Origin of the sequence: Acidiluteibacter ferrifornacis, assembly GCF_009909615.1 — a bacterium.
Lineage (GTDB): Bacteria > Bacteroidota > Bacteroidia > Flavobacteriales_E > Vicingaceae > Acidiluteibacter > Acidiluteibacter ferrifornacis.
The window spans coordinates 167,669-187,158 of sequence record NZ_WWNE01000007.1 but is presented as its reverse complement, the minus strand read 5'-3'; the positions used below and the strand labels follow the sequence as shown (position 1 = coordinate 187,158).

Here is a 19,490-nt window from a genome sequence, read left to right as displayed (position 1 = left end):
AATATACGATTCGCACTGCTATAGCCGTTGGTTTATTTGTGTTGATGTCTTCTGCCTTTTAATCCATTACGGAATGGACTAAAATTTGTAAAGGGCTCATCGTTTATTATTAAATTTGCAATCTCTATGAGACATTTTATAACAACAATCCTACTTCTATTTTTGTTTTCAGTCACTGCGATTTCTCAAGATGGAACACCTATTAATCGAAAGGATGCTCAAGGAAAGAAGACTGGTGTTTGGAAAGATTATTATAAATCAGGTAAAGTGCGTTATGTGGGGCAGTTTAAAAATGATTTGCCGGTAGACACTTTTTATTATTTCTATCCTGATGGTAAGTTACAGACCTTATTGGTACACCTCAAAAAGGACTATGCTTATGCCAAAATGTACTATTCAACTGGCGACATAATGGCAGAGGGCAAATACTTTCAACAAAAAAAGGATAGTGTTTGGAAAACGTACGGAGCTGAAGGTGTGTTGGTGACTAAGGGAGGATATATCCATGGAGCACGAACTGGAAAGTGGGAGACTTATTTTGCAAATGGTAATGTTGCAGAGATGGTGCAATATAGGAATGATATTGAGGTAGATGAGTATAAGGCTTATTATGAAAATGGGAACCTGAAAGAAGAGACGCAATTTGAGAATGGATTTAAAGAAGGACTGACGACTTTTTACGATGAAGACGGTAATAAACTACTAAAAGGCTTTTATAAAAAGTCCATGCGCAATGGAAAATGGATTTACTATAAACCCAATGGGACAGTTGATAAAATTGTAGAATATGAAAATGGGAAGGCAAAAGACAACCCGAACAATTTAGAGGTGCCGGAGGTTGTAAAAAGTCAACGCAAAGAAGTGTTGGAATTAGAAGATTTGAAGGGACGAATAAAGTACGATTAAAAGAAATGAGTAAAAAAGGAAAAGTGTTGGTTGCAATGAGTGGTGGAATAGATAGTTCTGTTACTGCTTTGTTGTTGCATGAGGAAGGATATGAAGTAATTGGTGTAACCATGAAAACTTGGGATTATGCAAGCTCAGGTGGGAGCACTAAAACTACAGGATGTTGTAGTTTAGATGATATTAACGATGCTCGTATTTTAGCAGTAGAATATGGGTTTCACCATATGATTATTGACATTAGAGAGGAATTCGGAGATTATATCATCGATAATTTTGTAGGGGAATACATGGCAGGGAGAACTCCAAACCCATGTGTATTATGTAATACGCATATTAAGTGGGACGCTTTACTAAGAAGAGCAGATCAGTTGGGTTGTGATTTTATTGCGACAGGACATTATGCAAATGTTCGCCAAGAAAATGGAAGATATGTAGTATCTAAAGGGTTGGATGAAAATAAAGACCAGTCCTATGTGCTTTGGGGTTTAACACAAAAAGCTTTAGCACGAACACTGTTTCCGCTTGGTAAGTATACTAAAAAGGCGATTCGTCAAATGGCACTAGATAGGGGGCATGAAGAATTGGCGAAAAAATCAGAAAGCTATGAAATCTGTTTTGTACCCGATAATGACTATCGTGGTTTTATCAAGCGGAAAGTAGATGGATTGGAAGAAAAAGTGAAAGGTGGAGACTTTATTGACATGCAAGGAAATATTCTCGGAAAACATGAAGGCTATCCATTTTACACCATTGGGCAAAGAAAAGGGTTAGGTATTGCGGTCGGTGATCCATTGTATGTTATTCGTATAAATGCGTCTGACAATTCGGTAGTTTTGGGTCATAAAGAAGATTTGAATCGAAAAACAATGAAGGTCAAAAATCCGAATTTGGGAAAATACGATCGTTTACCTGAAGGTACAGAGATTCTAACCAAAATAAGATACAAAGATGCTGGAGCTATGGCAGAAGTAAAATACATAGGAGATAATGAATTAGAAGTAGATTTTTTTGCGGAAGTTCAAGGAATTGCTCCAGGTCAATCTGCTGTATTTTATGAAGGAAATGATCTATTAGGTGGTGGTTTTATCAGCGAATAAATGAAAAATAAAATATCCATATTATTTCTTTTGATTGCGGTTTGTTGTATCGGTTGCAAAGAAGACGATGAATCACTTTCAATAGATTTTGGATATGATTATGCTCCCTTGAATGTCGGAGATTATTTTATTTATCAAATTGATTCTATTCATTATGATGATTTTGCCAATCGGGTAGATACTTTTCAATTTCAATTGAAAGAAGTAATCGATTCATCTTACGAATTATTAGGAGGTGAAACTGGTTATAGAATTGAGCGATATCAAAGAAGTCATTCTAGTCAAGATTGGAAGATTAAAAATGTATGGGTTGCTTATAAAACAGTTAGTCAGTTTGTAAGAATTGAAGAGAATCAATCCATTGTCCAGTTGGTTTTTCCTATTGCAGAAGACCTCAAGTGGGATATCAATCATAAAAATAACCTTGATGCAGTAACCGCTGAGATAACTAAAATCCAATCCAATTTCAATAACGGTGTTTTGTCATTTGATTCTACCATCACCGTAACACTGCAAGATGAAGAGAATTTAATTGAAAAGCGGTTTAAAGCCGTAAATTACAGTAAAGAGTATGGCCTGGTTTATCGTAAGTTCCAAGATCTGAGAACAGAAGTGAACGGTAAAATTGTAAGAGGAATAGATTATACGTTGTATTTGATAGAGAAAGGCAAGGAATAAATTATTTCTTCTTTTTTTATCCTTTCAATCCGCTTAAATTAGCGACTTAAATCAAATTTAATTTTTTATGAAAAAGATAGCGTTTGCAGTAACTGCTGCAACTTTTGCCATCTTAACTGCTTGTGGTGATGCGCCAAAGCAAAAAGAGACAGTGGTAGAAGAAGTAAAAACAGAATCGCCTGACTTTCAATATTTGTCAGAGCAATTTGCTGATTTGAAATTGGTTCGATACCAAATACCAGGATGGGAAAATTTGGAATTGAAACAAAAAGAGTTATTATACTACTTGTCTCAAGCTGCTGTAGCAGGTCGTGATATCATGTACGACCAAAACTTTAAGCACAACTTAACCATAAGAAGAAGTTTAGAAGCTATCGTTGAAAATTATGCTGGTGATACTGCCACTGAAGACTATAGAAATTTTATGGTTTATACAAAAAGGGTTTGGTTCTCGAATGGTATACATCATCATTATGGAAATGAGAAATTAATGCCTGAATTCTCTAAGGAGTTTTTCAAGGAGCAAATCAGTGCTTTAGATGGCGATAAATTGCCATTGAGTAATGGAGAAACTCCAGTAGAATTAGCGGATCGCCTAATTCCGATTATGTTTGATCCAGCTATCGCTCCTAAAAAAGTATCATTAGATGCAGAAGGAGATTTAGTTGCTTCTTCTTCAGTTAACTTTTATGAGGGTGTTACTCAAAAAGAAGTAGAGGATTATTTTTCGAATATGCCAAAGGAGGGAAATCAGCCAGAATATGGACTGAATTCCAAAATGGTAAAGGAAAATGGAAAAATAGTTGAGAAGAAATGGATGATTGGGGGAATGTATTCTCCAGCTATCGAGAAAATTGTTTATTGGTTAGAGAAAGCTGTTAATGTTGCTGAGACTCCTCATCAAGCGGAAACATTTCAAAAACTAATCAACTACTACAAAAGTGGAAAAGTAACCGATTGGGATTTATACAATATTTCATGGGTTGGAGATACCTCTGCAAGTGTAGATGCAGTCAATGGATTTATTGAAGTTTACAATGACCCTTTAGGATATAAAGGTTCTTTCGAGTCAGTAGTATCTTTTAGAGATGAAGAAGCTACTAAACGTATAGCAGCAGTAGGGTCTGAGGCGCAGTGGTTTGAAGATAATTCTCCATTATTGCCTGAGCATAAGAAAAAGAATGTAGTGGGTATTACTGGAAAGGTGATTACAGTAGTGATGGAAAGTGGAGACGCTTCACCATCAACTCCAATCGGGATAAACTTACCGAACAACAATTGGATTCGTCAGGAGCATGGTTCTAAGTCAGTGAATTTAGGTAACATCGTTCATGCTTATGAAATGGCTGCTAAAGAAGGAAAAAGTGCATTAGCTGAGTTTGCATACAATCAAGAGGAAATTGATCGTCAGAAAAAATACGGTTCATTAGCAGACGTTCTTCACACAGATTTGCATGAAGTAATTGGACATGCATCAGGAGTGATCAATGAGGGGATAGGAACACCTAAAGAAACGCTGAAGAATTATGCTTCGACATTGGAGGAAGGACGAGCAGACTTAGTTGCTTTGTACTATTTACCTGATGCAAAATTGATCGAAATGGGCTTAGTAGATTCTGATGAAGTAGGTAAAGCTGCTTACGATGATTACATCCGAAATGGAATGATGTTGCAATTAAGACGAATCAAGAAAGGTGATGTAATTGAAGAAGCACATATGCGAAATCGACAACTAGTAGCTGGATGGGCATATGAAAAAGGGAAAGCAGAAAATGTAATCGAAAAGAAAGTAAAAGACGGAAAGACCTACTTTGTAATCAACGATTACGGAAAGCTAAGAGTCCTTTTTGGAGACTTACTCAGAGAATTACAGCGAATTAAAAGTGAAGGTGATTACGAAGCAGGTAAAAATCTAGTAGAAACTTATGGAGTTCAGGTAGACGCAGAATTGCACCAAGAAGTTTTAGATAGATACGAAGCCTTAAATCAAGCAGCGTATGGAGGGTTTATTAATCCTGTGTTAACTCCTGAGATGGATGCGGATGGAAATATTACTGATGTAAAAGTAGAATATCCGACAAGCTTTAAAGATCAAATGCTGTATTACGCTAAGAAATATTCTTTCTTACCACATTACAACTAGTTTCATTAAGAAATTGGAATCATCAAAAAGGCCCATTCAGCATTGCTAAATGGGCCTTATCTTTTCTAAACTATTTTTTATTCGGACAGTCTGAATTCAAGTAAAACATCTTCTCCTTCAAGAAATTTTAGTAAATAATCTTCTCGTGAAATGTTGTTCGTCCTTGTCATCGCTTCCATAAACTGTTCTTCAATACTATTTTCAGGACACCCTCTCTTAGTTTGTACCATTTGTCCGAAACTAATTTTTCCAGCTTTTGTTTTGTAGTCTCCATTGAATGAATTACAGCTATTATTACCTGAAATTCTTTTGTTTTCGCTAGAAAGCTTGACAAAGGGACGAGTAGACAAGTCATAAATCATTTTTCTATCCATACCGGTTATAAAAGTTAAGTCCCATTTTTCATTTTCATTGAACTCTTGCTCCATTTGAATATAACAACCGCTGTACTCATCACTAGCATACTGAATAGAAATTACTTTGTCATAAACATTTCCTGTGCCTTCTTGAATACATTCTTCTTTTGAAACAAGCATCTTAATTGGTTCAAAGTCATGAACTCGAATTATTTTTTTATTGCCGCTTTCGTTAGGAGTAGTTATGATTTCATGGTTTTCAAAAACAATCTCATCGTGTACCTTGAAAGTAGCCGTGTTGTCGGAGAAGAACCAAATGTTCCATTCGTTTCCTTGCCCCGCGCTTGCTTTAATTGGTTTTTCAATGCTTAAGGTCTTCTTTTCTTCAACTTTCTGATCCGTTGTCTTTTCAGCGGATTTACATGCAAATAAACTCATTGCGATGATTGCTATTCTCCAATTCTTCATAATGGTATTTCTTATTTTATTTGTGGATGAAATTACAACTTCTACAACAATTTTTAAGCCATTGAGAACAATCAACTCAAATACTAAGGGTAATTTCGCATTAGAATTTAATCATTCCTAATGCGCTATTTTATTCAACTTTCGTTTGATGGAACCCCATTTCATGGTTGGCAAATCCAAAAGAATGCTCATTCTGTGCAAGATGAAATTCAGCAAGCTTTATCCACCATTTTGCGAGTACCGATTGAAATAACAGGAGCCGGAAGAACGGATGCTCAAGTGCATGCTAAAATGATGGTGGCCCATTTTGACCATGATTCAGCTATTGAAGATTTGAAGAAATTAGTGTTTAAAGTAAATAGTTTATTGCCAAACTCTATTGCTATTCAAAAAATAGTAGGCGTTCCGTCTGATTTACACGCACGATTTTCGGCAACTGCCAGAAGTTACGAGTATCGTATCCATCAGGAAAAAAGTCCCTTTAAAGTAGAGCGTTCTTATTACTATAATCAAGAATTAGACGTAGAAAAAATGAATACTGCAGCAAAGGTCCTTTTTGAATATGAAGATTTTTCGTGTTTTAGTAAGTCCCATACGCAAACATTTACCAATAACTGCGAAATCAAGTTAGCTCGATGGGAAGTAGAGTCTGATGGATTAGTTTTTCACATCACGGCTAATCGTTTTCTAAGGAATATGGTTAGAGCTATCGTAGGTACATTATTAGAAATCGGATCAGGAAAATTGGAAATAAATGATTTACATCGAATTATTCGATCCAAAAATAGGTCTTTAGCAGGAACATCTGTGCCTGCGTGTGGTTTATATCTAAGTTGGGTAGAATACCCAATTCAACCTTTTAATTAAATAACTTTACACCCATGAGTGAAGTTTCTGGAAAAGCACTTGATTTACCCATATTAAAGAGAGTTTTAGGATTCGTAAAACCTTATAAAGGTATTTTCTATCTTACTGCTATTTTAACTATCGCATTGGCTTTTGCTGCCCCAATTCGTCCGATGCTGATTCAGCAAATCATTGATGAAGAGTTGATGAATGGTGACATGCAAGGGCTATGGAATATGACGATGTTATTGATCGGAGTTTTAATTGCTGAGGCCATCGTTCAATTTTTTCAATCCTATTTAACTTCTTGGTTGGGACAATCCGTGATCAAGGATTTAAGAACTCAACTTTATCAAAAGGTTACTCGATTTCGACTAAAGTACTTTGATAATACTGCATTAGGAACATTGGTGACACGGGTGGTTTCGGATATAGAAACCATTGCCGATGTATTTTCTCAAGGTTTATTGGAAATCATAGGAGATATTTTAAAGCTTATAGTGGTCATTGGAGTAATGCTTTATGCAGATTGGAAATTGACCTTAATTTGCTTAATTCCAATTCCTATTTTGATTGCATCAACTTCCGTTTTTAAGCGGGTAATAAAGTCTGCTTTTCAGGAGGTAAGAACTCAGGTTTCTCAACTGAATGCTTTTGTGCAAGAACATGTGACGGGGATGAAGATTATTCAGATTTTCAACCGTGAGGAGTTAGAAATGTCTCGATTTGAGGTGATCAACAAGAAACATCGAAATGCACATATTAAAACCGTTTGGGCGTACAGCGTATTTTTTCCTGTAGTGGATATGTTGTCTGCTGGTTCTTTGGCATTATTAGTTTGGTGGGGAACAGGAGAAGTGGTGAAAGAGGGAAGTGGAGTAACTTTAGGGGTACTTTTTCAATTCATTTTATACATATATATGTTGTATCGTCCTATCCGACAGTTGGCAGACCGTTTTAATACCCTTCAAATGGGAATGGTTAGTTCTGAAAGGGTTTTTAAGGTGTTAGACACCGATTCCACTATCGAAGATTCGGGCACATTGTTAGCCGATGCTGTGAAAGGCGATATATCTTTTAATAAAGTATGGTTTGCGTACATTGATGAAGACTATGTGTTGAAGGATGTTTCATTCACAGTAAAGGAAGGAGAAACTGTTGCTTTTGTTGGTGCTACTGGTTCAGGAAAAACTTCTACTATTAATTTATTAGGGCGGTTTTACGAATTTCAAAAAGGAACGATTGAAGTTGATGGTGTGGACATTCGAAAATATACTATTCCTTCACTTCGAAAGAGTATGTCAGTAGTTTTGCAAGACGTATTCTTGTTTTCAGATACCATTTACAATAATATCACATTAAACAATAACGAAATCAGCCTTGAAGAGGTGATAGAAGCAGCGAAATCAGTTGGAGCGCATGATTTTATTTCTAAATTACCAGGTGGGTATGATTATGATGTAAAGGAAAGAGGTGGAATGCTTTCTGTTGGGCAGCGTCAGTTGATTTCTTTTATCCGAGCTTATGTGCACAAGCCCAAAATATTGATATTGGATGAAGCGACTTCTTCAATTGATACAGAATCAGAATTGATGATTCAAAAGGCAACAGATGTTTTAACCAAAGGTCGAACTTCAATTGTAATTGCACACCGTTTGTCTACTATTCAAAAAGCTGATAAGATTATAGTACTGGAAAAAGGGAGAATAATTGAGCAAGGTAGCCATCAGGATTTGTTGGCTAACGATGGCCATTACAGAAAGCTTTTCGAACTTCAGTTTAAAGAGTCTGTCGTTTACTAACTACTTCTTCACACCACAAGTATTTACTCCAATTAGTTTATACAGTGGACAGAAATTAACTAAAGCAGTTAGTAATAGTATTCCACCGACAAATAATAAAACAGCTCCAAAAGTTCCAGAAATTATACCTGTTATGTATAAAGTGGAGGTTATCGCGGCAATTAATATTCGGATGACTTTATCAAATTTTCCTACGTTTGATTTCATGTGAATAGATTTTAAATTGTAACCAAGTACGGACTTATTCCAAATCCATAAGACTAAGTTAATTTTTTTTAAATGTTTTCAAATGTAATCCATCGAACTTTTTAAACCGCAAGAATATGGGTAATTTGTGTCCTTTATTAAATGGAAAATCAATTCATTGATTCTCTGCAATCGAACAATTACTTTTATAAGCCGTTAACTCAGTATGCAAGACCATTTTTTGAATCGATACAGAACGGTTCGTTCACGGACAGAACAAATTTGTAAACCTTTAAAGACTGAAGATTATGTAGTTCAGCCAATAGTAGATGTGAGTCCTCCAAAATGGCATTTAGGCCATACCACTTGGTTTTATGAAAATTTCTTGTTAGTTCCTTTTCTAGAGGGATATCCTTTATTTCACTCTGAGTTTAACTACGTTTTTAATAGTTACTATGAGAGTGTTGGTGCTAGAGTTTTGAGGACAGATCGTGGAAACTTGAGCAGACCTACTACCGAAGAAGTGTATCAATATAGGGCACACGTAAATGAGTATATGGAGGAATTGATTCAATCAGAAATTGGCGTTCACGAAAATGTGCGTTTTATTTTAGAAATGGGATTGAATCACGAACAACAGCATCAAGAATTATTACAATACGACATTAAGTACATATTAGGGAATAACCCTTTGTTTCCGGCCTATTCTACGATGAATAAAAAGGCCGATTCCAACGAAAAAGCCACTGCGCTCACTTTTGAAAGTATACAAGAAGGAGTCTATACAATAGGGCATCAAGGAGATGGTTTTCATTTTGACAATGAAAAAGGAGAACATAAAGTGTATTTGAATCCCTTCGAGATTTCCAATCGATTAGTGACTAATCAGGAATATTTAGAATTTATGAATGCAGAAGGTTATTCTTCTTTTCAATTTTGGTTAGCAGAAGGTTGGGATTGGGTAAAAATGAATCAGATAAATGCTCCAGAATACTGGCATAAAATTGATGGACAATGGATGAATTACACCCTTTCGGGAATTCAGCCCATAGAAATGGAGGCACCTGTGTCTCACATTAGTTTTTTTGAAGCAGATGCTTATGCTCGGTGGAAAGGAATGAGATTGCCAACAGAATTTGAATGGGAAGTGGCAGCAAGTCAAATGGGGAAAGTAAAAGACAATTGCTTTGTAGAAGGAAATCGATTAACTCCTGCAATTCAATCTGAGGAAGGTCCACATTATTTTGGTACTCTTTGGGAATGGACCTCAAGTGCCTATCGGCCTTATCCCAATTATACACCACCCGAAGGGGCTCTAGGGGAATATAATGGCAAATTTATGATTAACCAGATGGTACTTAGAGGAGGTTCAATTGCCACACCAAGCGACCATTTTAGAATCACTTACCGTAATTTCTTCCATCCTAATTTACGTTGGTTATTCAACGGATTTCGATTGGCAAAATCTTTATAAAAAACGACTACAACTAGAATATTAATGGACACAGAACAAATAGAAAGCGAACAACATGCAAATTTTATAAAACAATTTGCCGCAGATGTAAAAGAAGGGATGTCACAAACTCCCAAAAAAATGTATTCAAAATATTTTTATGATGAGAGAGGAGACGAGTTGTTCCAATCCATTATGAAAATGGACGAATATTATTTGACTGCTGCAGAGTACGAGATTTTATCGATGCAAAAGGAGCAATTGGTTGCCGATATGAAGTTGATGGATGCACCATTTCAGCTGATTGAGTTTGGGGCAGGTGATGGATACAAGACCAAAGTATTGCTGCGCTTTTTATTAGAAAGTGAATTAGACTTTGAGTATATTCCAATTGATATTTCAACTTCAGTACTAGTTCAGCTAGAAAATAGCTTGCAAGAAGAATTGCCTGATTTAAAGGTTAGGCCAATTGCGAAAGACTACTTCAGTGCATTGGAAGATTTGAAATCGAATAATATCCGTAAGGTAATTTTGTTTTTAGGATCCAATATTGGAAACTTCACGAAGAACAATGCACCTGGTTTTTTAACTCAGCTTTCTGATCGAATGAATCCTGATGATTACCTGTTGATGGGAGTAGACTTAAAAAAGGATCCCAATGTGATATTGGCTGCTTACAACGATAAGAACGGAATAACTAGGGCCTTTAATTTGAATTTGTTGAATCGAATTAATCAAGAATTAGGAGGAGATTTTGACATTTTTAATTTTGAGCATTTTCCCATTTATGATCCGGTTAGTGGAGCCACAAAAAGCTATTTAATCAGTAAAAGGGAGCAAACGGTATGCATTAGCTCACTGGATTTACAGATTCATTTTGAAGCAGGAGAACCTATTGATATGGAAATTTCTCAAAAGTACAGCATCAAAGATTTGAAAGATTTAGCCAGTAAATCTGGATTTAATGTGGTGAAGAATTATTTTGATTGCAAGCATTTATTTACAGACACCCTTTGGAGTATAAAATAAAAGACGATGAAAGCGATTTGGAATGGCCAAATTTTGGCAGAAAGCGAAGAGACAATTAATATAGAAGGGAATCACTATTTCCCAGCTGAAAGTATTGATTCTAAATATTTCAAACCGACAGAAACGCATACGGTTTGCCCGTGGAAGGGAACAGCTTCCTATTATACAATAGAAGTAAACGGAGAACAAAATAAGGATGCTGCTTGGTATTATCCACAGACTAAAGAAGGAGCGAAACAAATTGAAGGATATGTTGCTTTTTGGAGAGGAGTAGAAGTGAAGCAGTTGTTACAATTTCACCACCAAACCTACAGATAATCTTATCGTTTGTCCAATGTTTCTTCCGTCCAAAGTATAAGCCACCCCAGCTACTCCGCCAATTAAATCGCTAAATGGACGGTATAAGTTTCCACCAATTCTCAGGTAACTAACACCCAATTCCTGAAATGAAGTGCGTTCACTTAATGGCAAATAATTGCCTCCGCCGTCTGCTTCTAAATAGTCTACAAATAAATCAGCGTAAAACTTTTCTTTAGCAATTCCGATTTTTGCTACCAGAGGTAGTGCATTGGTGTTTGGATTATTTCTAAAACTATAGCCTCCTTTTAGCATCAAAAAATAGCTTCCTTTTTCAAATTGAATAATTCCGCGAATTTCTTTAGATTCACCTTGTTGCCCAATAGCGAATGAACTTTCTGTTTCATAATCAGTCACCGGAAATTGATATCCTACACCTAGCATAAATCGAGTTTTAACCGATTTAATAGTTGTTTCCAGAAGTTGCGCTCGCAAAAAGAATGAAGCGTCTTGTAAACCCGATTCTTTGCCACCATTAGATACAAAAGGAAGAGAAGCCACACCATCTAACCAGTTGGTTATTCCATGAGCAGCAAATAAATTTACACTGGCAATTGAACGTGAAATAGCCGTTGTTCCATCTTCTAGAAAAAACTGGCTCCCAGTCTCAAAGGAACCCGATAAGGCTATATCCGTGTTACTTTTACCTTTCATATACCCATCTAGTAATCCTTGCGCAGAACTAGTAATGGTAATACTCAAAAGGATGAAAAATGAAATTAGACGCATGTAATGTATTGTTAAATTAGAATAAACTCCCAAAATCAATTGGAATAAGGAAATTACAAATAGTATCTTTACGGACGTAAAAATAGAAATATATGAGTAAGCATTTTCGTCAGCTAGCAGTCAAAGAAGTAATAAAAGAAACCAAAGACGCTGTTTCCATAGTTTTTGAAATTCCATCGGATCAAAAGCAAGATTTTAAATATAAAGCAGGTCAGTATCTGACCATTAAAGCCGACATCAAAGGGGAATCAGTAAGACGTTCTTATTCTTTGTCTTCATCGCCATCGATAGATTCTTTTCTGAAAGTGACTTCTAAGAAAGTTGAAAATGGAAAAATGTCTCATTATTTGTACGACCATGTAAATGTTGGCGATATTCTAGAGGTGATGTTACCAGATGGCAATTTTGTGCTAGAAACAGATGCTATCAAAAGTAAACGATACATACTATTTGCTGCCGGAAGTGGGATTACACCGATTATTTCTATTTTAAAAACGGCCTTGGAAGAAGAGCCAAGAAGCACTGTTCATTTGATTTATGGTAATCGTAAAATCGAAGACATCATTTTTTATGACGAGTTACAACGCTTGAGTGCGAATTATTCAGATCGATTAACCGTGCAATACATCATCAGCCAAGGCGCTATAGATGGAGGGAAGAATAATACACGGATTACTCCAGAAATCGTGAGTGCAATAGTTGCAGAAGAACAGCAACAATCTACTGAGAAAGTCTATTTTATATGTGGTCCCGAAGGAATGATTCAAGTGACAAATGAGGCCTTGAAAAATGCTGGAGTAGATTCTAAAACCATCCATATTGAGCACTTTACCAATTCTGCAGTTGATGAAGGAAAAGAGACTGTTTATGAAGGCGATGTGAATGAAGTAATTGCAATTTTGGACGGAGAAGAGCACAAATTGATTCTTCAAAAAGGAGAAACAATATTGGAAGCTGCCGATCGTCAAGGTATAGATCCTCCTTATTCTTGTCAGTCAGGGGTTTGCACCACATGTAAAGCTTTAGTGACTCGAGGTGAAGTAGAAATGGGCGAAAGCTTTGGTTTAGATGACGAAGAAATTGCGGAAGGATTTGTTTTGACCTGTTGTAGTCGCCCTAAAACGGCTGGTGTTATTGTCAATTACGACGATATTTAATTCAAACTTAATTGAAATTCCACTCGTCTATTTTCTAAACGATTGGATTCGGATGAGTTGGGGAGTGTTGGTGAAGAGTCACCTTTCCCTTCAAACGAGAGTCGGTTTGGAGCAATACCCGATGAAATTAAATAATTGTATATCACATTAGCACGCTTAGCAGAAAGCGTTTTGTTGTATTCAGAACTTGCGGTATTGTCAGTATGGCCTATTATTTTTAGTTGAATCCGTTCATCTGCTTTCAGTAAGGAAACCATTTTGTTTAGCATGGGTCGCATGTCTGCACGCAAGCGGAATTCATCCGTTTGATAATTGATTTTTGCATTGATAGCAAAGCAGTTTTCATTTACTTTTTTAAAGGTGGGTGTATTATCCCACGTACTATTTTCGGCGATTAACTGGAGGTATTCTACACCTTTTGCTTTTTCACCGTCGCTTTTCAAGGAGCCTGCTTTTAGAAAAACAGCTGAATCGTAGATACGATCTCCAATGTCTGCAATGGCTATCTTAATTTGGTAGCGTTGCCCAGCAATCACTTTTGTATTCACGTGTAGGAGGTGGGTAAATCCATCAAACTGATACTGCAACGAACGCTCACCTCTTGCACGGTCATCTTTCCATTTGTTGATGTCATTAGGGTCCCAAAGGGAATTGGCGATGTATAAGTGGGAGTTTATTTTTCCATTGATCTGATCGACTGTGATGGGAATTGCAGCATTCTCAAAAACGGCTAAATTTTGACCAACAGAATCTCCAACTCGTTTTACAATAAATGCAAATACATCATTTACTCCTTTGTTAACATATTCAGGGTATTCTTCGGAAGCAAAAAAGTAGTCAAATGAAAATGAATCGGAGGTTGGAATAAAATCGATGATTAAAATAGCTGCATCATAGCTTTTTCCATTGGCCAACAGTTCTAAATCTTTATCGCTTAATCCACTGCTGCCTTCTCCTTTGCTGCCTGAATCGTTTGGGCCAATGGCATCGAACACATTTCCGGTGCTAATGGCGACTCCTTTAGATATGATGGCATAATTGCTGGGGTCGGTAAAACCTGCAATCGATTTTCGATGACCTTGGTATTGAACTGCATTTACAATTATTCCTGAAGTAGGGCCGATTAAATACTCCTTTACCATTTCTGGGTAGGCAGTATTCGTGTCCAACGCTAATTGAGCAAAGGATAGAGAAGTGGAAAATGCGAATAGGATAATCAGGTAGTTTTTCAAAGTCGGAAGTTCTTATAAAAACGATAGTACTGTTAATTCGTTGTTTTCTTTTTTAAGAGGTCCCTAATCTCACGCAATAAATCATTGGTTTCTTTCCAGTCTGGTTGTTCGTTGGTGGAGTTAAATGAAGATTTTTGTCCCGTTTGCAAGTATTCACGCTGTAGCAGTACTTGCTTTTTAAAGTTTTCGGCATCAATGATTCCTACCAGTTTCATGTCAGAACCATGAGCCTGTGCATTACCGGCAGTTTCTACTTTTAGAATTTTTAGGTTCAATAAGTTTAGAATAGGATTTTGGATAAAAGTCAAATCCTGAATATTTTCCAACGGTATGGTTTTCTCGATTTTAAAGAATGCGCCTTTTTTGAATTCCAAATGATGTGAAGTCAACTGACAGGAAAGGTTTTCATAGTATTTCCTGCTTACCAATTGCCCTAAACCTAGCAACCAAATTACAATTAAAGGAATTCCAAAAATGGTGATGGTCAGTAATAAAACCCCAACAAAAAGGATGTAAGCTTTTATTTTTGGATTAAATTCGGCTTGTAAGATAACGGTGGATGAACTCATTTTAATTGATTTTTAATTTCGTTTCAAGATAAACTATTTCATCGTTTATTCAATGACCAATCTACTACTTAAAGAATTTCTTGTCTCGCAAACTAGTGAATGGCAATTCAAAATACTTAAAAATAAAACTAGAAACTACAATCACAATTACCCAATAAATTCCATATTTCACCAAGCCATCGGTGGCGTTTTCTTGGATTGGAAAGTTGGTTCCAATCACCATAGAGACCAATCCTAAATTGATTAAATACATGGAATAAGAAATCAAACTGATGTGTGTTACTGCTTTTCCTACATTGGTTTTAAAAGATTTGTAACCATCAGCCAAGGGCAATAGTAAAGTAGCCGAAATAGCGACTAAATTGAAACCCAGTGTATTCGAAAAACAATTGGGGAAGTTAAAATAAGGGATGGTTAAGGCTAAAATGATCCCCCAAATAAATAAAGGGCGTGCATATTTTTTCCAATGATCTAAATAATAAAACTTGATGTAAGCTGCCAAAACCCCGTAAACGATGGCATCTAATCGCATCAAAACTACTTTTCTGAAAGTCACATCTCTCCAAAAATCATCCAGTACCAAATCGGCATGAGCAAAACGATAGAGTAGTGGAACCACTAACATGATGATGATGACCGTTAAAATTCCTTTGCGTGATGGTAGGAGTTTTAGAAGCAGCAGCAACAGAAATGGAAGAAAGATATAGAACCATTCTTCGATGGATAAACTCCAAGATTCCCAAAAGAAATCGTAAAAAGGGCCTGAAAAGTTATGTAAGAAAAATAAGAATTTCCAATTGAATTGAGAGATGTCGCCCGGGATGATGCCAAATAGTACCACTAAATAATTGGCGAATAGAATCAAATAGTAGTTGGGTAAGGTTCTAAACCAACGTCTTTTCCAAAAAGTGTACAATTGAGAGGAGCTAAATTTAAAATCACTTTTCACCACTTCTTTGATAAGTATGGTTCCGATTAGAAACCCACTGAGGACAAAGAAAAATTCCACTCCATCTATGAGTTTGATCCAAGGAAGACCGGATAGAAAAGTATAATCGAGCATATAGCTAGCGTGGCCGTGCACGACAAGGATAATCGCTACAGCTCGAAAAATGTCTAATCCGTATGTTCGTTTAGAATAATCTAAGGGAGTCATTAAAATGATTTAGGCCATAAATATACTGACCATAATTGAACACCACCCCATTGAGAATTGGTGGATTTTGATAATTTTTTAATTGGGAATTTGAAAAGGTTTGAGGTGTTATTTAGATTTTTTGAATTATATTTCTAACAGTCAGTGTAATAAAACGATTTTTTAGAACTTTTTAGTTAATTTGGACGGAATTATAATATGGATATGACGCACGGAGTGCGTCATATCTACTTGTTAGCATTAATTGGAATGACTAAATTTAATACCATCTTTTTTTTAATAATATTTTCAACCAGTTGTTTTGGTCAAAGGTGCTTATGGATTGACGTACTTTCAAATGACTCAATATATTTACAAGCAAACAAACTTGAGGTTAAGCCTAAAGATGGATTTTGGAAAATTGAAAATATATACGGGGATACCAACCTCGTAGCTTTCGTAGAAATATTAGACCAAAAACCTGAATATTTTAAATTGCAATCTAATTACGGTAATCTTATTTCTGAAGGGAACTATTTTAACGACACCATTTGGACATTCTACTTTGAAGACTTAAAGATTGATACAACTTATAAGGTTGGTAATTGGTATTATTTTTTGACAAGAAAACCTTTTAAAATACCATATAATCGATATGGAGACTATACACAATATTTAAGGCATCCCAATGGTCATCTTAAAAAGGAAATCATATATAAGAAGAACAAAGGAAATGTAGCAGAGATCTATTACAACAATGAAGGTATCCCAGAGTCTATAAACAATAGCCAATATGATTATTCATTAACCTATCCTTTTTACTTCCATTCTTACAGATATAAAATTGAAGGTTGGATTGATTATGATACAACCCATGAATATGGAATTACTACACCAATGATTCGGTTTAAAAATGCCAATCTTCTGCTTGACACTAACGCTTTTATCGAAGAAATTATTTATTCAAAAAAGGGCAAACATAAAAAAATAGAAATAGATAAATAAAAAACTAATGCTAACATTAAATATATTGCATAGTGAGTCAGCAGATTAAGAAAGTTTAATTGCTATCTGATACTCCGTAAAATTCGCAAGCGAATTTTGTAGAAAAAGAAAATGTACAAAATCGCTCTGCGATTTTTACTATTTAGTTTTTAGCAAATTGTATCTTTACTTAACTCACTACGCACCATATTTGGGCGTTAGCTGCAATATATAATAACCATAAATAAATGCCCCCTACATTTTTAATATTCCTTGGCATCATAGTTTATGGATGTTTAATGGCTATAACCATCTTTATTTGTTTACTTCTATATTTCTCGAAAGAAAATAGAAAGTTAGCTAAACTGATATTCTTAACTAATCTAATTTCATTTCCAACATTATTATTAATTGGAACAATATTAACAGCTCTATTTGCATTACCGGGTCTTGGACTAATGTATCTATTATATTATTTGGACCTTATACCATTAATTGGGATTTCTTTACTACTCTTTGTAGTATTAGTAGCTTTTACAGCGCTCTATCATTGGCGTATCGGTTATGTAATTATCAAAAATTACGTAAATGATATACATTTCTATTCAGGTATTTCGGACAATATAGTTTATCTACTTGGACTTGGCAGAATCGTAAATCAAATTCTTCTTCGAGTGATGAAAAAAAGAAACAAGATTGATGTTTCTAAATATTACTTTGACGAAAAAGATAACAGTTTAAATGGAGTTCTTCCAGCAAATGAAATTTTTACTTACTTAGGTGCTAAATTAAAATCTAGAAAATCAAATAAAGTTCATGGATATGTAATTGAATCATTTACTGTATGGAGTTTGGATAGTGTCAAAGACAGAGCAAAAGGAATTGAATTTGAAATAAACGATAGATATGGAAAAATTGCTCTTGAACAATTTGCTATTGAACTAATAAAGTCAAATGACTCTAATGAATTTTATTTAGAGGAGTTACTACCCCATTATCAAAAAGATAAAAAACAAATCAAGAACTCTAAAGACTTAGTTAAACTTCGCAGGATAAGTGGAAGATACTTTAGTAATTTTTATCTCGATGTGAGAGGAGGAGAAACAGGTTCAAGTGGCAGAAGTGAACATGGTCAACCACATTTTCACATTATTTCATATACGGGACAAAAGGACTTAGGGAAAGGGTTTTTCCCTAGTGTTGATGATAGGTTGAAAAATCAAACATCAATTCGTTTTGAGAGTAGTTTAAAAAAAAGAGACCTAGATAAGATATCAGATTGGATATTTAAAGATGACCTAAATAATTTGAAATCACTTAATAACGAATGGATTGAAAGAAATAAATTTAACAATAGAACAAAAAAATAACGCAGCTAACTCCCAGCTCAAACGAGTTTGCAATCCTTCATTATATTTCTTTGAACTAGAAAGCTCCTGTTCCCTGATTTCATAAGAAGAACTGTGCTAAAAATCATATCCACTTGTTGTGTGTAATTGTCAATAATATTATTTTTTGGTACTTTTGACAAAAACAGCAATATGAGTAAAAATACATCAATTTCACTTGGAAATTATTTCGACCAATTTGTTTCTAATCAAATTTCTTCAGGAAGATTTAAAAATGTGAGTGAAGTCGTGCGTGCAGGACTTCGACTTTTAGATGATGAAGAAAGTAAAGTTGCTGCATTAAGAGAAGCAATTAGAGAAGGAAAAGATAGTGGTATCGCTAAAGACTTCGATCCAGTGCAAAATTTAAAAGACTTAAAAGCTAAACATGGGATAAATGTCTAAGTACATTATCTTAAATTCAGCTAATAAGGACTTAAACGAAATTTGGGAATATACATTTAATAAATGGTCGATTGCCCAAGCTGACAAGTATTATAATTCACTAATTGACTGCATTCAAAAGCTCGCAGATAATCCAAAAGTTGGAAAAAATTATGATAAAGTTGAACCAAAATTACTTGGATTTAAATTTGGACGTCATATAATTTTTTATGAATCTATTGAGAACAGTACTATAGAGATAAACAGAATTTTACACGAAAGTATGGACTTGAAAAACAGGCTCAAAAAATAAAAAACTCCACACAATCCAGCTCCGACTAGTTTGCAATCCTTCATTATATTTCTTTGAACTAGAAAGCTCCTGTTCCCTGATTTCACAAAATGTTATTATAAGCAGGATGCTCCGCAGGTGTTTGCAACTCTGCGGAATATTTTTCTTATCAACTTCTTCATTTAATAGTTTCTACCATTTGAGTTAAACATACTAATTCGTTTAGTAAAATTATCTCTGTTTCTGCATAGTTTGGAGCTGAAGAGTACAACCAATCTTCTTGGTTGTTGACCCATCCT

General features: G+C 35.3%; 20 protein-coding genes. 14 read left to right on the top strand and 6 right to left on the bottom strand.

Annotated elements, in window-relative coordinates; translation table 11 throughout:
- Nucleotides 1-126: 126 nt before the first annotated feature.
- The 4 genes from GQN54_RS09545 (at nucleotide 127) to GQN54_RS09530 (ending at nucleotide 4,824) form a co-directional block, all read left to right on the top strand.
- Nucleotides 127-906: a toxin-antitoxin system YwqK family antitoxin gene (locus GQN54_RS09545; RefSeq protein WP_160633312.1), complete on the top strand. Its 780-nt coding sequence runs from the start codon at nucleotides 127-129 to the stop codon at nucleotides 904-906.
- 5 nt (nucleotides 907-911) lie between these two features.
- Nucleotides 912-2,003, top strand: a complete 1,092-nt coding sequence (mnmA, locus tag GQN54_RS09540) for a tRNA 2-thiouridine(34) synthase MnmA (RefSeq protein WP_160633311.1) — start codon at nucleotides 912-914, stop codon at nucleotides 2,001-2,003.
- On the top strand, nucleotides 2,004-2,681 hold the full coding sequence (locus tag GQN54_RS09535) for a hypothetical protein (RefSeq protein ID WP_160633310.1): 678 nt from the start codon (nucleotides 2,004-2,006) through the stop codon (nucleotides 2,679-2,681).
- 67 nt (nucleotides 2,682-2,748) lie between these two features.
- Nucleotides 2,749-4,824 carry a dipeptidyl-peptidase 3 family protein gene (locus tag GQN54_RS09530; RefSeq protein WP_160633309.1) on the top strand — a complete coding sequence of 692 codons (2,076 nt, stop codon included), beginning with the start codon at nucleotides 2,749-2,751 and terminating at the stop codon, nucleotides 4,822-4,824.
- Nucleotides 4,825-4,901: 77 nt separating this feature from the next.
- On the opposite strand, the gene GQN54_RS09525 is transcribed toward GQN54_RS09530, so the two are convergent.
- On the bottom strand, nucleotides 4,902-5,648 hold the full coding sequence (locus GQN54_RS09525) for an META domain-containing protein (RefSeq protein WP_160633308.1): 747 nt from the start codon (nucleotides 5,646-5,648) through the stop codon (nucleotides 4,902-4,904).
- 120 nt (nucleotides 5,649-5,768) lie between these two features.
- On the opposite strand from GQN54_RS09525, the gene truA reads away from it, so the two are divergent.
- Both truA and GQN54_RS09515 read left to right on the top strand, forming a co-directional pair.
- Nucleotides 5,769-6,515 carry a tRNA pseudouridine(38-40) synthase TruA gene (gene truA, locus GQN54_RS09520; protein ID WP_160633307.1) on the top strand — a complete coding sequence of 249 codons (747 nt, stop codon included), beginning with the start codon at nucleotides 5,769-5,771 and terminating at the stop codon, nucleotides 6,513-6,515.
- A 14-nt stretch (nucleotides 6,516-6,529) separates the two neighbouring features.
- The gene (locus GQN54_RS09515; RefSeq protein ID WP_160633306.1) at nucleotides 6,530-8,296 is read left to right on the top strand and encodes an ABC transporter ATP-binding protein; all 1,767 of its coding nucleotides are present in this window, start codon (nucleotides 6,530-6,532) and stop codon (nucleotides 8,294-8,296) included.
- Here the strand turns inward: GQN54_RS09515 and GQN54_RS09510 are convergent, their stop codons facing one another.
- Complete coding sequence (locus GQN54_RS09510; protein ID WP_160633305.1) at nucleotides 8,297-8,503, bottom strand: YgaP family membrane protein; 207 nt, start codon at nucleotides 8,501-8,503, stop codon at nucleotides 8,297-8,299.
- A 205-nt stretch (nucleotides 8,504-8,708) separates the two neighbouring features.
- Here GQN54_RS09510 and egtB point away from each other — a divergent pair, with 205 nt between their 5' ends.
- The 3 genes from egtB to GQN54_RS09495 are packed head-to-tail and all read left to right on the top strand — an operon-like array spanning nucleotide 8,709 to nucleotide 11,282.
- Complete coding sequence (egtB, locus tag GQN54_RS09505; protein WP_160633304.1) at nucleotides 8,709-9,956, top strand: ergothioneine biosynthesis protein EgtB; 1,248 nt, start codon at nucleotides 8,709-8,711, stop codon at nucleotides 9,954-9,956.
- A gap of 24 nt (nucleotides 9,957-9,980) precedes the next feature.
- Nucleotides 9,981-10,964 (top strand): L-histidine N(alpha)-methyltransferase, encoded by a 984-nt coding sequence (egtD, locus tag GQN54_RS09500; RefSeq protein WP_160633303.1) that lies wholly within the window; start codon nucleotides 9,981-9,983, stop codon nucleotides 10,962-10,964.
- A 6-nt stretch (nucleotides 10,965-10,970) separates the two neighbouring features.
- Nucleotides 10,971-11,282: a DUF427 domain-containing protein gene (locus GQN54_RS09495; protein ID WP_160633302.1), complete on the top strand. Its 312-nt coding sequence runs from the start codon at nucleotides 10,971-10,973 to the stop codon at nucleotides 11,280-11,282.
- On the opposite strand, the gene GQN54_RS09490 is transcribed toward GQN54_RS09495, so the two are convergent.
- On the bottom strand, nucleotides 11,253-12,050 hold the full coding sequence (locus tag GQN54_RS09490) for a hypothetical protein (RefSeq protein ID WP_160633301.1): 798 nt from the start codon (nucleotides 12,048-12,050) through the stop codon (nucleotides 11,253-11,255). The two genes, GQN54_RS09495 and GQN54_RS09490, sit on opposite strands and share 30 nt — an antisense overlap.
- 92 nt (nucleotides 12,051-12,142) lie before the next feature.
- Between GQN54_RS09490 and GQN54_RS09485 the strand changes: the two genes are divergently transcribed.
- Nucleotides 12,143-13,207 carry a 2Fe-2S iron-sulfur cluster-binding protein gene (locus GQN54_RS09485; RefSeq protein WP_160633300.1) on the top strand — a complete coding sequence of 355 codons (1,065 nt, stop codon included), beginning with the start codon at nucleotides 12,143-12,145 and terminating at the stop codon, nucleotides 13,205-13,207.
- Here GQN54_RS09485 and GQN54_RS09480 read toward each other — a convergent pair.
- The 3 genes from GQN54_RS09480 to GQN54_RS09470 form a co-directional block, all read right to left on the bottom strand.
- The gene (locus GQN54_RS09480; RefSeq protein WP_160633299.1) at nucleotides 13,204-14,439 is read right to left on the bottom strand and encodes an OmpA family protein; all 1,236 of its coding nucleotides are present in this window, start codon (nucleotides 14,437-14,439) and stop codon (nucleotides 13,204-13,206) included. The genes GQN54_RS09485 and GQN54_RS09480 overlap by 4 nt on opposite strands.
- Before the next feature lie 32 nt (nucleotides 14,440-14,471).
- Complete coding sequence (locus tag GQN54_RS09475; RefSeq protein ID WP_160633298.1) at nucleotides 14,472-15,008, bottom strand: PH domain-containing protein; 537 nt, start codon at nucleotides 15,006-15,008, stop codon at nucleotides 14,472-14,474.
- Nucleotides 15,009-15,072: 64 nt separating this feature from the next.
- Complete coding sequence (locus GQN54_RS09470) at nucleotides 15,073-16,164, bottom strand: acyltransferase family protein (RefSeq protein ID WP_160633297.1); 1,092 nt, start codon at nucleotides 16,162-16,164, stop codon at nucleotides 15,073-15,075.
- 198 nt (nucleotides 16,165-16,362) lie between these two features.
- Here GQN54_RS09470 and GQN54_RS09465 point away from each other — a divergent pair, with 198 nt between their 5' ends.
- The 4 genes from GQN54_RS09465 (at nucleotide 16,363) to GQN54_RS09450 (ending at nucleotide 19,212) form a co-directional block, all read left to right on the top strand.
- Nucleotides 16,363-17,148, top strand: a complete 786-nt coding sequence (locus GQN54_RS09465; protein WP_160633296.1) for a hypothetical protein — start codon at nucleotides 16,363-16,365, stop codon at nucleotides 17,146-17,148.
- Between the two features lie 278 nt (nucleotides 17,149-17,426).
- Nucleotides 17,427-18,497, top strand: a complete 1,071-nt coding sequence (locus tag GQN54_RS09460; protein ID WP_160633295.1) for a hypothetical protein — start codon at nucleotides 17,427-17,429, stop codon at nucleotides 18,495-18,497.
- Between the two features lie 171 nt (nucleotides 18,498-18,668).
- The gene (locus GQN54_RS09455) at nucleotides 18,669-18,920 is read left to right on the top strand and encodes a type II toxin-antitoxin system ParD family antitoxin (RefSeq protein ID WP_160633294.1); all 252 of its coding nucleotides are present in this window, start codon (nucleotides 18,669-18,671) and stop codon (nucleotides 18,918-18,920) included.
- Nucleotides 18,913-19,212 (top strand): type II toxin-antitoxin system RelE/ParE family toxin, encoded by a 300-nt coding sequence (locus GQN54_RS09450; protein ID WP_160633293.1) that lies wholly within the window; start codon nucleotides 18,913-18,915, stop codon nucleotides 19,210-19,212. Before GQN54_RS09455 ends, GQN54_RS09450 begins: the two co-directional genes overlap by 8 nt.
- Nucleotides 19,213-19,490 lie beyond the last annotated feature (278 nt).

Coding starts and splice junctions, on each gene's coding strand:
- GQN54_RS09455 (WP_160633294.1), top strand. CDS start 18,669: ATGAGTAAAAATACATCAATTTCACTTGGAAATTATTTCGACCAATTT.
- GQN54_RS09450 (WP_160633293.1), top strand. CDS start 18,913: ATGTCTAAGTACATTATCTTAAATTCAGCTAATAAGGACTTAAACGAA.
- truA (WP_160633307.1), top strand. CDS start 5,769: ATGCGCTATTTTATTCAACTTTCGTTTGATGGAACCCCATTTCATGGT.
- GQN54_RS09530 (WP_160633309.1), top strand. CDS start 2,749: ATGAAAAAGATAGCGTTTGCAGTAACTGCTGCAACTTTTGCCATCTTA.
- GQN54_RS09525 (WP_160633308.1), bottom strand. CDS start 5,648: ATGAAGAATTGGAGAATAGCAATCATCGCAATGAGTTTATTTGCATGT.
- GQN54_RS09475 (WP_160633298.1), bottom strand. CDS start 15,008: ATGAGTTCATCCACCGTTATCTTACAAGCCGAATTTAATCCAAAAATA.
- GQN54_RS09490 (WP_160633301.1), bottom strand. CDS start 12,050: ATGCGTCTAATTTCATTTTTCATCCTTTTGAGTATTACCATTACTAGT.
- GQN54_RS09470 (WP_160633297.1), bottom strand. CDS start 16,164: ATGACTCCCTTAGATTATTCTAAACGAACATACGGATTAGACATTTTT.
- mnmA (WP_160633311.1), top strand. CDS start 912: ATGAGTAAAAAAGGAAAAGTGTTGGTTGCAATGAGTGGTGGAATAGAT.
- egtD (WP_160633303.1), top strand. CDS start 9,981: ATGGACACAGAACAAATAGAAAGCGAACAACATGCAAATTTTATAAAA.
- GQN54_RS09510 (WP_160633305.1), bottom strand. CDS start 8,503: ATGAAATCAAACGTAGGAAAATTTGATAAAGTCATCCGAATATTAATT.
- GQN54_RS09535 (WP_160633310.1), top strand. CDS start 2,004: ATGAAAAATAAAATATCCATATTATTTCTTTTGATTGCGGTTTGTTGT.
- GQN54_RS09460 (WP_160633295.1), top strand. CDS start 17,427: ATGGCTATAACCATCTTTATTTGTTTACTTCTATATTTCTCGAAAGAA.
- GQN54_RS09545 (WP_160633312.1), top strand. CDS start 127: ATGAGACATTTTATAACAACAATCCTACTTCTATTTTTGTTTTCAGTC.
- GQN54_RS09495 (WP_160633302.1), top strand. CDS start 10,971: ATGAAAGCGATTTGGAATGGCCAAATTTTGGCAGAAAGCGAAGAGACA.
- egtB (WP_160633304.1), top strand. CDS start 8,709: ATGCAAGACCATTTTTTGAATCGATACAGAACGGTTCGTTCACGGACA.
- GQN54_RS09465 (WP_160633296.1), top strand. CDS start 16,363: ATGGATATGACGCACGGAGTGCGTCATATCTACTTGTTAGCATTAATT.
- GQN54_RS09515 (WP_160633306.1), top strand. CDS start 6,530: ATGAGTGAAGTTTCTGGAAAAGCACTTGATTTACCCATATTAAAGAGA.
- GQN54_RS09485 (WP_160633300.1), top strand. CDS start 12,143: ATGAGTAAGCATTTTCGTCAGCTAGCAGTCAAAGAAGTAATAAAAGAA.